Source organism: Pueribacillus sp. YX66 (assembly GCF_041725775.1).
In the GTDB taxonomy this organism is placed as follows: Bacteria; Bacillota; Bacilli; order Bacillales; family UBA6769; genus Pueribacillus.
Genome location: NZ_JBEUEL010000009.1, coordinates 81663 through 95058, shown reverse-complemented (window position 1 = coordinate 95058; position 13396 = coordinate 81663). Strand labels below are relative to the sequence as shown.

General features: G+C 39.8%; 13 protein-coding genes. 11 read left to right on the top strand and 2 right to left on the bottom strand.

Translation table 11 applies throughout. The features are described from left to right. The first annotated feature begins 165 nt into the window (after positions 1-165). The 8 genes from ABU914_RS06240 to ABU914_RS06205 all read left to right on the top strand — a co-directional run bounded on the left by ABU914_RS06240 (position 166) and on the right by ABU914_RS06205 (position 7669). Entirely contained in the window at positions 166-927 is a 762-nt protein-coding gene (locus tag ABU914_RS06240; RefSeq protein WP_379668872.1) for an SDR family NAD(P)-dependent oxidoreductase, read from the top strand. Between the two features lie 33 nt (positions 928-960). Next, positions 961-1410 carry a MaoC family dehydratase N-terminal domain-containing protein gene (locus ABU914_RS06235; RefSeq protein ID WP_379668871.1) on the top strand — a complete coding sequence of 150 codons (450 nt, stop codon included), beginning with the start codon at positions 961-963 and terminating at the stop codon, positions 1408-1410. After that, positions 1407-1808: a MaoC/PaaZ C-terminal domain-containing protein gene (locus tag ABU914_RS06230; RefSeq protein ID WP_379668870.1), complete on the top strand. Its 402-nt coding sequence runs from the start codon at positions 1407-1409 to the stop codon at positions 1806-1808. The genes ABU914_RS06235 and ABU914_RS06230 overlap by 4 nt, the downstream gene beginning before the upstream one ends. A 111-nt stretch (positions 1809-1919) precedes the next feature. Next, entirely contained in the window at positions 1920-3494 is a 1575-nt protein-coding gene (locus ABU914_RS06225; RefSeq protein WP_379668869.1) for an FMN-binding glutamate synthase family protein, read from the top strand. A 192-nt stretch (positions 3495-3686) separates the two neighbouring features. Beyond that, entirely contained in the window at positions 3687-4508 is an 822-nt protein-coding gene (locus tag ABU914_RS06220; protein ID WP_379668868.1) for an MBL fold metallo-hydrolase, read from the top strand. Between the two features lies 1 nt (position 4509). Then, entirely contained in the window at positions 4510-5688 is a 1179-nt protein-coding gene (locus ABU914_RS06215; protein ID WP_379668867.1) for an iron-containing alcohol dehydrogenase, read from the top strand. Between the two features lie 36 nt (positions 5689-5724). Continuing rightward, positions 5725-6123, top strand: a complete 399-nt coding sequence (locus ABU914_RS06210) for an acyl-CoA thioesterase (RefSeq protein ID WP_379668866.1) — start codon at positions 5725-5727, stop codon at positions 6121-6123. 922 nt (positions 6124-7045) lie between these two features. Beyond that, positions 7046-7669: a trimeric intracellular cation channel family protein gene (locus ABU914_RS06205; RefSeq protein WP_379668865.1), complete on the top strand. Its 624-nt coding sequence runs from the start codon at positions 7046-7048 to the stop codon at positions 7667-7669. 636 nt (positions 7670-8305) lie between these two features. On the opposite strand, the gene ABU914_RS06200 is transcribed toward ABU914_RS06205, so the two are convergent. Beyond that, a complete protein-coding gene (locus tag ABU914_RS06200) occupies positions 8306-8803 on the bottom strand; it encodes a sigma-70 family RNA polymerase sigma factor (protein ID WP_379668864.1) in 498 nt (165 codons plus the stop codon). An 844-nt stretch (positions 8804-9647) separates the two neighbouring features. On the opposite strand from ABU914_RS06200, the gene ABU914_RS06195 reads away from it, so the two are divergent. Then, entirely contained in the window at positions 9648-10865 is a 1218-nt protein-coding gene (locus tag ABU914_RS06195) for an MFS transporter (protein WP_379668863.1), read from the top strand. 97 nt (positions 10866-10962) lie between these two features. On the opposite strand, the gene ABU914_RS06190 is transcribed toward ABU914_RS06195, so the two are convergent. Beyond that, entirely contained in the window at positions 10963-11958 is a 996-nt protein-coding gene (locus ABU914_RS06190) for an NADPH:quinone oxidoreductase family protein (RefSeq protein ID WP_379668862.1), read from the bottom strand. 538 nt (positions 11959-12496) lie between these two features. Between ABU914_RS06190 and ABU914_RS06185 the strand changes: the two genes are divergently transcribed. Together ABU914_RS06185 and ABU914_RS06180 are read left to right on the top strand one after the other, a co-directional pair. Continuing rightward, complete coding sequence (locus ABU914_RS06185) at positions 12497-12937, top strand: MarR family winged helix-turn-helix transcriptional regulator (RefSeq protein WP_379668861.1); 441 nt, start codon at positions 12497-12499, stop codon at positions 12935-12937. Then, entirely contained in the window at positions 12934-13389 is a 456-nt protein-coding gene (locus tag ABU914_RS06180) for a hotdog fold thioesterase (RefSeq protein ID WP_379668860.1), read from the top strand. The genes ABU914_RS06185 and ABU914_RS06180 overlap by 4 nt, the downstream gene beginning before the upstream one ends. Positions 13390-13396: the final 7 nt, after the last annotated feature.

Sequence of the window (13396 nt, the reverse complement as noted above, 5' to 3'; positions counted from 1 at the left end):
TTTTATGATAGAGTGCCTTCTCTTTTTTGGCTAGTAAATAAGGTGAAAATATCCCCCGAGTAAAATATTACACATATAATGCTTTGACAACAAACTGAATACTCGGTATGTTAAAGATGTAGATTTTTTTAAGTGTTTAAACAGAAAAAAGGAGGAGTCATTCAGATGGGAAGATTTGACGGTAGAGTTGCAATTGTAACAGGAGGAAGCCGGGGTATTGGACTCGGAATTGCAACGAAATTTGCAGAAGAAGGCGCAAAAGTCGCAATTTTTGACATTAACGAAGAAGCGTTGGAGCAAGGTGCGAAAGAACTTCGTGATAAAGGCTTCGAAGTGATGACACAAGTAACAAACGTTGCTGACGCTGAACAGGTAGAAGCATCAGTGAAAGCTGTCGCCGATCAATTTGGAAAAGTTGATATTCTCGTTAACAACGCTGGAATTATTCGTGACAACTTGCTTTTTAAAATGACAGACGAAGATTGGCAACTAGTGATGGACGTTCACTTGAAAGGTTCATTCAACTGTGCACGTGCAGCACAAAAGTATATGGTTGAGCAAAAATATGGACGTATCGTAAACATTTCATCGACGTCTGCCCAAGGAAATCGTGGTCAAGCAAACTATGCAGCTGCAAAAGCGGGTCTTCAAGGTTTTACGAAAGCACTTGCAATTGAGCTAGGTAAATATGGGGTCACGACAAACTCTGTTGCACCTGGTTTCATTGAAACAGAAATGACGAAAGCAACGGCAGAAAGAGTTGGAGTGCCTTTTGATAAATTCGTTCAAGGGGCGATTTCGCAAATTCCAGTTGCTCGTAGTGGCAAACCTGAAGATATTGCAAACGCTGTCGCATTTTTCTGTGATGAAGCATCTGGATTCGTAAACGGTCAAGTTATCTATGTTGCTGGTGGTCCAAAAGATTAATTTTTATTTAAAAAAATACGAGGGGGACAGACAATGTTCAAAGATTTGATTGGCAAACGCTCAGAAAAAGTGTTGAACACAATCGAGCGTGGGGCAGTTCGTAAATTCGCTCATTCGATCGGTGACGAACATCCGATTTTTGTCGATGAAGACTATGCAAAAAACTCACGCTATGGAAAAAACATTGCACCTGTTACATTCGCACGTACGCTCAATTTTGGAACGATTGAAGAGCTAAAACTTCCGAAACAAGGACTCATTCATGGGGAACAAAGTTTCCATTATGAGCGTCCTCTTTATGTTGGTGAAGACGTTTACTGCTACACGGAAGTTAAAGATTACTATGAGAAAACAGGAAAAAGTGGAACAATGAGCTTTCTCGTTACAGAAAATAACGGTGAAGACGAAAACGGCAACACAATTTTTAAATCAAGATCCGTCGTTATTATTAATGAAGCTGTGAGAAAGGGGATGAACGCATGAGCACGTTAGCAAATCTCCAAGTTAGCGATTCGCTTCAACCGGTCGAATTAGCACCTGTATCACGTATGGATTTAATCAAATATTCCGGTGCATCTGGGGACTTTAACCCGATACATACGATCGATGAAGCAGCAAAAAAAGCTGGTCTGCCTGGCATCATCGCTCATGGTATGTGGACGATGGGGAACTTAGCGAAGCTGTTTACCCCTTATCATGAAGAAGGATTTGTTCAAGATTATGCTATCCGTTTTGCGGGCATGGTGTTTATTGACGACGTCATCACATTAAAAGCGGAACTCTCTGAAAAAAATGATGACGTTCTCGTCTTTAATGTCGTAGCTGAAAATCAAGGTGGAAAAGCAGTCATTAAAGGAACAATTAATTTTAAACTCGTTTAATAATAGTAAAAGCTTCGTTCATTCTATTGAACGAGGCTTTTTTTTGGTATGATGGATTTACATAATGTGACAAGAATGGACATTTTTTTAAAACCGCGAGGAGGAACGTAATTGAATATTGCCGATTGGTTTATTATCATCTTTTTTATTGGTCTCGTTTTACTTACTCTCGTTATTGTCGTAACAGGCGTTATCCTTTATTATTTTGACAAAAAACAAGCGGCAAGCCCAGTGTTAAGAAACTATCCGTTGCTCGGACGGATGAGATATTTTCTAGAACAAATCGGTCCTGAATTTCGCCAATATTGGTTTAACAGTGATCGGGAAGCACGTCCGTTTTCACGGGCTGACTATCAGCACGTCGTTAAAAGTGCTAAATATAAGCAAGATATTATCGGGTTCGGCTCAACGAAAAATTTTGATGAACCTGGGTTTTACATAAAAAATGCAATGCTTCCGAAGCTGATTTCCGAATTAAAAATTAATGACAAAGCAGTCGTTGAAACGAAGCGATATACCGTTATCAATGAACCAATGTTTAAGAGACGGGAAGAAGTTTTTGAAAAACATATGTCACAAGCATTTTTACTTGATGATGAAAACGCGATTGTTATCGGTCCGAACACAAGACAGCCATTCATTGTGAAAGGTCAAATTGGCATGTCAGCGATGAGCTACGGATCACTTGGGAAAAATGCGATTACAGCATTATCTGAAGGGATCGCTATGGCGGAAGGTAGCTGGATGAACTCAGGAGAAGGTGGACTGTCGCCGTATCATCTCACCGGGGGAACGGACGTTATTTTTCAAATTGGTCCTGGTTTATTCGGAGTCCGAGATGGTGATGGAAAATTCGATTGGGAAGAGCTTAAACGGAAAAATGAAATTCCACAAATTAAAGCTTACGAATTAAAGTTTGGGCAAGGCGCAAAAGTTCGGGGTGGTCACGTTGACGGTGAGAAAGTCACACCGGAAATCGCAGAAATTCGGAGAGTCGAACCGTATAAAACGATTGATAGCCCAAATCGATTTAGAGACTTTCCTGATTTGCCATCTGCATTTGAAATGATCGAAAAAATTCGTGACGTGACTGGGAAGCCAGTAGGAATGAAAGTTGTCGTAGGCTCACCAGATGAAGCGGATAAGCTTGCAAAAACAATAAAGGAAACTGGAAAAGGTCCAGATTTTATAACGGTTGATGGCGGGGAAGGCGGAACGGGAGCATCGTATCAGGAACTTGCGGATAGCGTCGGCTTACCGATCCAATCAGCGTTACCGTTAATGGATAGTGCGTTACGAAAGTACGGGATTCGCGAGCAAATTAAAATCATTGCGTCTGGAAGGCTGTTCAGTCCAGATCGGATCGCAATTGCACTTGCAATGGGAGCCGACCTTGTTAACATTGCACGTGGTTTTATGATTGCCGTCGGATGTATTCAAACGTTGAAATGTCATACGAATGAATGTCCAGTCGGTGTTGCAACGACCGACCCAGATCTTGAAAAAGCACTCGTCGTTGAAGAGAAAAAGCACCGTGTTGCTAATTATTTAATTACGTTACGCGAAGGTTTATTCCGGATTGCTGCAGCAGCAGGTCACGAATCACCAACTCAATTTACAAAAAAAGATGTTTATTTTAAAGATGAAAAAGGTCTTGTCTATTCATTAGATGAATTATATCAATAATTTACAAGCAGTAAGGTTCGGGGTGCTCTCAGCATTTTGAACCTTATTTTAGTATAGAAGTTTCTTCAATAATTAAACGGAATCGGCTATAATTAACAAAAAGAGACTTTCATCGCTTGTTTGTGCGAATATGAATATCAGGCGGTTGACACGTGATAATTTTCGAAAAAGTCATAATAAAGAGGTTTTCCAATGCTTACTACGTTCCAACATGAAGATGTGATAATTGGGCACTTAGGGAACATGCAGAGAACAAGCTATTTATATTATGTCGATGGGATGCTCGTCGATACGGGTCCGCCGAAAATGCTTCAGCACGTCATCCCGTTTTATAAACAAACCGAAATTGATTTCGTCTGTTTAACTCATTCACACGAAGATCATTGCGGTACAGCACCTTGGTTAGCCAACGAATGTGGAATTCCTGTATACGCTCATAAAAATGCGATTGACATTTGTTCGAAGCCGGCAACGTATCCACGTTATCGTCAGTTCGTCTGGGGCTTAAGAGATGAAGGTTTTCCTGTTCAACCGATACAAGAAACATTTCAGACGCGTAACTTTACGTGGGAAGTGATTGAAACTCCTGGGCACGCATACGATCAAGTTGCTTATTACAATCGAGAAAAAGGCTGGTTATTTGCTGGGGACATTTACGTTACACCGAAAACGCGCCTCATTTTATCATGGGAGCATATACGTGACACAATGAATTCACTCCAGCGTGTCCTTACTTACGATTTTGACCATATGTTTTGTGGCCATGCTGGACATGTCAAAGACGGGAAACGAATGTTGCAGATGAAATTTGATGACCTTGAAGAAAAGAAAGTAGAAATTTTGTACCTCCATGAAAAAGGTTGGTCCGTTGACGAAATAACAAAAAAATTATTTCCAAAACATTATCCGCTTATCGATCTTTCGGAAGAAGAGTGGCATTCGAAATATATTGTTGAGACGATGATTGATGGTTTCGCATCAAAAGAAACAAGTACTTATAAAAAGGAGAACTAAAATGGTAGTTTCTAAACTTGTTTTTCCAACGTTAAGTTATACAGGTTGGGGTTCGATCAAGCAACTTCTTTCATCCGTTAAATCGTTTCAAGCGAAACGAATTTTATGTGTGACCGACGAAATTTTAGTGAAGATCGGACTCGTTGACAAAGTCACAAAGCCACTCATTGAAAAGGGCTATGAACTTAACATTTATACCGACGTTGAACCTGAACCTCCACTGGAATGTGGACAAAAGCTTGTTGACTATACAAAAGCAGAGAAGTTTGAACTCATTATCGGTTTAGGTGGAGGAAGCACACTTGATCTTGCAAAAATTGCTGCGATTTTAGCGACTCATGACGGTGCAGTTAAAGATTATTTAAATTTAACAGGAACGAAATCGTTAAAAAATAACGGACTTCCAACGATTTTAATTCCGACAACGTCGGGCACAGGTTCGGAAGTGACGAACATTTCCGTTTTATCACTTGAGACAACGAAAGATGTTATTACCGATGATCGGTTAATGGCAGATGTCGCGATCGTAGACCCCGAACTTACGGTTTCCCTGCCTGCAAAAGTAACAGCAGCGACTGGAGTTGACGCACTCACTCATGCTGTTGAAGCATTTTTATCAGTACAAGCAAGTCCGACGACAGATGGTCTAGCATTGCAAGCAGCCCGACTTATCGATCACTCACTTCGAAGGGCTGTGAAGAATGGAAGCGATCGTGAAGCACGGACAAACATGAGTATGGGGAGTTATATGGCAGGACTCGCGTTTTTTAATGCTGGTGTTGCTGGTGTTCATGCGTTAGCCTATCCGCTTGGGGGACAATTTCATATTCCACACGGGGAATCGAATGCCGTGTTACTCCCGTACGTGATGGCATATATTCGTCCTAGTTGTGTAAAGAAGATGGCGTATTTATATGAAGTCCTTTCCGGTGACACGAGTAAAACTCTAGCTGAAGCGTCACATTTATTTGTTAAAAGAATGGAAACGCTCGTACGCGATGTCGGGATCCCATCGACATTGAAAGGTTTTCAAATTCCACGTTCCGCTCTTGAATCGCTTACAGATGATGCGGTAAAACAGACACGTTTGTTAGCGAGAAGTCCGAAGCCATTATTACGAGCGGATATATTTACGATTTACGAGGCAGCATTTGAAGGAAAACTTCCGAACGAACTATAAGATTCAACGATGACAACAAGATAGGAGAGATAGCCGTTGTTTGAAACAACGATCGAACCGCGTGTTAGTGAAACAGACGGAGCGGGTCACATTAATAACACGACGATCCCGATTTGGTTTGAAGCTGGGAGAAACAAAATTTTCGAAATGTTTACACCCGACTTTTCATTTGAAAATTGGCGTTGCATCATTTTACATACGTCCGTTGACTTCGTCAGTCAACTTTATTACGGATACGATGCGGTCGTAAAAACATGGGTTGAAAAGATCGGAAATACGAGTTTCGTCTTATATGAAGAAATTCATCAAAACGAGACACTCTGTGCGAAGGGAAAAGCCGTGTATGTGAATTTTAATCTAAAGACGCAACAGAAAGAGCCGATCCCCGACAATATACGTAAACAGTTGGAAGAGCATTTAATAGAAAGTGAATGAAAGCGACATTTCCTTTCGTAGGAAATGTTGCTTGTTTGGTGTGCCCAGCATGGGCGCAGTCTATAGGGTGCAAGTCCCGAGCTGTGACGGGAGAAGTAACCGTTAGCTTAACGTAAGGGTGTCCGTGGTGACATGATTGGACTGGCCATTCCGGAAGGATCGGCTTATGAATGGGGCAACTGTCGTAAAGGATACTGACAAATATCCAACAGTCAAATATTTATTGGTTAAAATTCTTGGCAACACCTACTGGAGATCCCAGGCGCTCAAAAGTCTAGTATCATCTTATGAAACTTTGCGACATCAATCTTGATTGAACCGCCGTATACCGAACGGTACGTAAATCACTTCCTTTGTATTCGTGCCATTTTCTCGGATTCAAGTTATAATACATTTAGATTCACTATGTTATGGAGCTGGAAATTTCAATAGCGATCAAGGGGATTTTTGTGATGGGGAAAAGGATCATATTCATTATAATATTTTTATTAAGCTTTTTTTCTTTAATCATTTCACTAAAATTATTCTGGAACTTAGGTATTTTTGTTGATGAGTATGGTTTAAGTCCTAATATTGTTAATGGCGGCGACTTTTGGCTTATCATGGATTGGTTAAGATTATTATTATTGTTTTTACTATGTGTAATATCCGGTACTCTTATTTTTAGTAGTAAAGAAAAAAAGTGAAATAAATGTCGTGTTAAATGATAAAACGAACTAGAACTTCTAAATCTAAATCATTGGAAGTTCTAGTTTTTTATTTCATATTAAACTTTAATAGAATTTTTGATGATTTATCGTTCGTGAAAAGAAGTCTATACTTATGAGGCGAGACATTGATAAATATTCTTGAAAAATTCCATTAAATCGGTTTGATTGTGGTAAACTATAATTTCATGGAACAGCGTAAGGAGGAGCCATTCGTGGTTTGGGACGTGTTAAATATAATCGGTACGATCGCGTTTGCGATTAGTGGTGCGATTGTCGCTATTGAAGAAGACTACGATCTTCTCGGTGTTTACATACTAGGGTTTGCGACGGCCTTCGGTGGAGGGATTACACGGAATTTATTAATCGATCTTCCGTTAGGGCTCGTTTGGCAACAAGGCATCCTTTTCTATATTGCAGCGGTTGCGGTTGCGATCGTTTTTGTTTTACCGAATTATTGGTTAGAACGTTGGAATCGATGGTTTGTTTTTTTTGATGCAATTGGACTGGCCGCTTTTGCCATTCAAGGAGCCATGTATGCGAAAGAAATGAACCATCCGATTATCGCAGTCGTGCTTGCAGCAGCATTAACAGGGGTAGGTGGTGGTGTGATCCGCGATGTGCTCGCAAGACGACAACCTCTCATTTTTAGAAAGGATTTATATGCGGTCTGGGCGATGCTTGGTGGTTTTATCGTCGGTATGGGGTTTGCCGAAAGTGAATTTGTTTTATATAGTCTTGTGGCGCTTATCGTCCTTTTAAGGATGCTTGCATACCAATACGGTTGGCGTCTGCCACGGCGACAAAAAAGCGGAGAAGAGCCATCCCCAATGCGATGAAAAAGACAGCAGATCTCGATTTTATGACGCTGTGTACAGACATCATCTTCCAAAATGAGAATAGTTCAGTGACCTAGATATATAAATTTTATTGTCAAAAATACTTACCTAGTTAATCTAAGCTTGGAGAAGCTCACATATCAAAGACTGCTGACGGATCCTGGCCGGTTTGAAAAAACATTTCAAATTACGTTAGCAAATTAAAAACCCGCTTTGAGACGGGTTTTATAGATGAAAGGACTTGGGATAGTTCATGAGTTCTTTCTTTTTACATTTCTTCAGATTTATTTCATTCAAAAGCAATGTATGTTGTTCTTTTGTAATCAATCAATTTTTGAAGAGATGTTTTCATCGTATTCCAACGATGTTTTAGAATATAAATTTCGTCTTTTAGATTGATAAGCATGTTTTCCTAAAAAATTGGAAAAACGGCGAAACCCTAAAAAAACGAGAAAAAAAGTAGCGATGTAAGGTCGAAAAGAATATTTAAAACTAGCCGGGAATATGTGAGAATAATACTTATAAAAGTTACACATACATCATATAAAACAATGGTAAAGAAATGTCATAGTTATCGTTCCAGCGTACATTTTAGTCATTTGTAGAAAAGCTCATAAATGACTATGAACTGAAATTCTACGTAACGTTGTAGGAGGTTTGTTTTCTTAGTTTTTTTAATGCTCCTTTTCGCCACGACTTCACAGCTTCAACGGTTGTGCCGTATTCGCTTGCGATTTCTGCAAACGTCTTTTCATTCAGAATCGCTTCAATGGCCCACGTTTTTTGCTTTTCTGTTAACGCCGTCAAATAGCTTTCGAACATCTCTTTGTCTAATAACGTTTCTGAGTAACTTTCATAATCCTGATTCATCAACTTGTTTGAATCAACGGTAAAGCGCTCGTCATATTGAGAGTCTTTACGAAGCTGATCAAGCATGCTTCCTCTAACACTTACGTAAGCATACGCTGAAAATTTCCCTTTTCGGTCATCATAGTTTTGCCAGGCTTTCCATAATGCAATTAACCCAATTTGATAAAATTCATCATAGTTTTTGTAAATGTTTAACGATTTAATTTGGTTTTTAATCATTTTTTCATATTGTTGAAACACATCATAAAATGAATTGTTGTTCATCACTTTTCCTTTTTGAAAAGCGCGCTTTTCCTGTATTCCGCGGTACAGTTAACATAAATGATAGCGGCGTTTTTTTCCTATCTCGATTTCTAGCGAATGATTATTAAAGAAAGTTTATTTTCTAAAAATCTTTACGTGATAAAAGGAAAATTATATGAAATATTGGAATATTTTAAAATAATCGAACGATATTTTTACATAAAAAACGAAAGGAGAGATAAACACTGCCAGATGTTATTCAAAAGTATGACATTAACGATGAAACGATGGTGTTGTTACCGCGTTTTGATGACTATGCGAATAGTTTCTATATGATCGTGATGGAAGGAATTAAGAGGGAGATGGGCTTGCGAAAGTGTGCTGATCGCGATTAGCGATGAACTAGCGATTTTTTTCGCATGAATCTTCGAGCAATCACTCAACGTTTGACTTTCATATACGCATATTGAATGACTAGAAAAAAAGGACAAGCGTCAAGCTCTTGTTTATTTTTCAAAAGTACCTGTAATCATCTCGAAACGAAAGTGCTACGAATGGCACAATACCGTTATTTGCTACAAAACCACACTAATGTAATACGATGTACGTCCCGTTATAGTCTTAGAAAAGAGTCGCTCGTGTTCGTTCATAATGACCAAAAACAAACGTATGTAGGGAGAAAAAAATAAAAAGATAAGGTATAGTAGAGAAATGTGACTTATTGTTTTCACTGATTTGGTATCTTGCAAGTGTTATTTATTGCTTCAGATGACGAGCGCAGTTACCTGTAGTAAGTTAAGTTGTGTGCTTTGAACTTATTTTGCGCGCCATGCGCTTTTGTGTTTTTCAGTTGGAGGCATCTAAGATGGTAGGTACACACTTTGATAGACGATTATTTTGGAAAATGAGCAGTGCGATGTTTATAGGCGGCTTTGCGATCTTTCTACTTTTATATACAACACAGCCGTTGTTCCCGATTTTCTCTGAACAGTTCGAAGTGTCTCCAGCGATAGCAAGTTTATCGCTTTCCGTATCGACGGCCACGCTCGCAATCGCGATGCTGTTTACAGCAGGGGTTTCTGAACGGTTTGGGAAAAAACAAATCATGACATTATCATTAATCACATCGGCGTTGCTTACAGTATTTTCCGCATTCAGTCCAAGTTTTAGTGCATTGCTCGGTTTGCGTGTTTTGCTTGGAATTACGATTGCTGGTTTGCCTGCGATTGCAATGGCATACATCGTTGAAGAATTTCCAAAGCGAACGATCGGACTTGCAATGGGACTATATCTCGCTGGCAACACGATCGGTGGTATGACAGGGAGAATATTGACAGGCATTCTTGCAGACTATTTTTCTTGGAAGATTGCATTGCTTTTCGTTGGAGCGTTGTCTTTATTGTGCGGAGTCGTGTTTTGGAGATTATTGCCGAATCCTCGTTATCAAAAGAAACAGACTAAACTTAACTTACATGAAATGTTTCATCCGCTCTTCGAGCATCTTAAAAATGTTCGGCTTCTCTGTTTGTACGGTCTCGCATTTTTATTAATGGGCGGATTCGTTACGCTGTATAACTACGTGACGTACTATTTGCTTGGAGCCCCGTATTACTTAAGTCACACGTTCGTTAGCTGGATTTTTTTGTTATACATTATGGGAACGATTAGTTCAACGGTTATGGGGAGATTAGCGGATCGGATTGGAAGAATGACAGTACTTGTAATTGGATTAGTCCTTATGCTAGGAGGAATACTGTTGACACTTCACCCGCATCTGTTTATGAAAACCGTTGCTATTGCTCTTTTTACGTACGGATTTTTTAGCTGCCATACAGTTGCAAGCAGTTCTGTCGGAATGAATGCGACTCATCATAAAGCACACGCCTCATCGTTATATTTGTTGTTCTATTATACGGGTTCAAGTGTGTTTGGAACGGTTGGAGGGTTTTTTTGGAACCGCTACGAATGGTATGGGGTGACATCGTTTATTAGCGCACTCATCCTCGGTGGATTTTTGCTTACGCTTTGTTTATTCGTCTTACAAAGTAACATGAAAAAATCGGCGAAGCATAACCTAAATTAATTAAGCAGCGAATTAAAAACTCGCTGCTTGTTTAAGTTTGCCTATACATATACTGGTGCAGTCTATACAGTGCTAGTTTTGAACAGTTAATCATAATTTACGATAATTTTACGATAGTTCGACCGCGGACTTCGCCTTTTAGAATGCTGGAGAGGACGTTCGGTAATCCATTCAAATCAACTTCTTGACCGATATCGCTTAGCAGTGACTCAGGTTTTAAATCTGTCGCCATTCGCTCCCAAAGTGGTTTCCGAATGTCCATCGGGCAATAGACGGAATCAATGCCGAGCAAGTTTACGCCACGGAGAATGAAAGGGAAAACCGTTGTTTCTACTTTCGGACCTCCTGTGAGTCCACTTACTGCAACACTTCCACCGTACTTTGTATTGCTTAACAATGCAGCGAGTGTTTTACCGCCAACCGGATCGATCGCTCCTGCCCAGCGCTGTTTTCCGAGCGGACGGATTTTTTCTGGATTGATTTCTTCTCGTGAGACGACGTCTTTCGCTCCAAGTCCTTTTAAATACTCATGCTCACTCGCTTTTCCTGTACTCGCAACGACATCGTAACCGAGCTTCGCTAACATTGCAACTGCTAAACTTCCAACTCCACCCGTAGCTCCTGTTACGACAACCTCACCGCTGTCAGGACGAACGCCATGTTCTTCAAGTCGTTGAATCGAAAGTGCAGCCGTAAACCCAGCTGTTCCGTATGCCATCGCTTCTTGTAATGAAAGACCTTTCGGCAACGGAATAACCCACTCTGATTTCACTCTTACATATTCACTAAACCCACCGTAATGAGTTACCCCTATCTCATAGCTCGTGGCAATGACTTCATCACCTTCTTTAAAGCGCGAATCTGTTGATGATACAACCGTTCCTGCTAAATCAATCCCAGGTACGAAAGGATATGTACTTACAATATTTCCATTCGGAATCGAAGCAAGTCCATCTTTATAATTTACACTTGAATACGCTGTTCGAATTGTGACTTCTCCTTCAGGCAAGTCATCAAACGTAAGCGTTTTCACATCAGCTGAAAATTGTTCGTTGTCTTTATTTACAACTAGTGCACGAAATGTATCGGTCATTCCTTTTTCCCCTTTCAATTCTATGTTGAACAATCTATTTTCAGTATAGTGTAAGATCAGAGTCGTATCAATGAGGAAAAGATAGAAAGAGTGACAACAGCTTATAGTTATTTGAAAATTACAATTAATATGTAGTTGCATAGTTGAGTAAGCGACTGATCCTTATACCTTCGTTAGAAGGGTGGAGGTCCGTGATTACAGCAGACGTAGCAAACACCACTTTTGCATTTGGCATCTTTGTTTTAACCTTGATTATGGTTGTAATCATGCTTCTGCAAATTAAAAAGCAATCACCCTCAGCTTTCCAGGCTATGTTGGATGATTACACTTGCTTAACGATTGACTGGCCGCGCCATTACAAGAGATATAGGTGTGGCTAGCACCTGTGTCTTTGTTGATTCTATCCCCATTATATGGCAAGCATTTACGCTAATCAACAATGAACGAGAGTCGTTTTATTGTTTGCGCACAAATTACTTGTATACAAACTACTTGTGCACATGGTATACTCTGAGTAATTCGAATATTTAATTAGGAGGTGAATGAAATAAACGCAGGTCATATTTGTGTCCACTTTTTACTTGGAAAAGCGTTACAACGAGCGAGTCAAATTAGTAAAGCGAAACTCGAGCCTTATGGTGTTACACCAGTGCAATACGCTCTTCTTTATCAACTGTGGAAAAAAGATGGACAGTTTAGTTATGAACTGGGCAAAAGTTTGTTGTTAGATAGTGCGACGATTACAGGAATCATCGATCGTCTTGAACAAAATGAGCTCATTAAACGACGTTTTGATCCGACGGATCGACGCACAAAACTGATTTACTTAACGGAAAAAGGTAAAGAATTGGAACAGCCATTAAAAAAGAAAATGGATGAAATGAATGAAGAAGTCTTGTCTGGACTAGATGATAAAGAAAGAAATCAGTTTAAACAAATGCTTTTTGATATTGGAATCCGAGGAGGTCGATTGACATGATTATTTCAAACGACATTTTAGAACGTTTTGGCGCAAAAAATGAGGAAGAGTTTGCAGAACAAATAAAGCAACAAAACGAAAATACGTTGCTTGCGCAACTCGACATGGAATATGTAGAATTGACACCAGATCGTGTTGTCATGACGATGCCTGTCGGACCAAAAACGTGGCAGCCAGCGGGGATTTTACACGGTGGAGCCTCTGTTGCATTGGCGGAAACCGCAGCGACAATTGCAACAGCTATCAATATTGATCAATCAAAATATAATCCCGTTGGGATGGAAATTAACGCAAATCATATTCGTAGTAAAGCAGATGGCGTTGTAACAGCAACAGCTACACCGTTTCACAAAGGACGGACGACAATGGTTTGGGATATAAAAATTACTGACGAAAACGGAAAATTGATTTGTATTTCTCGTTGTACGATGGCGGTCATTGTGAAACGATAGAGGTGTG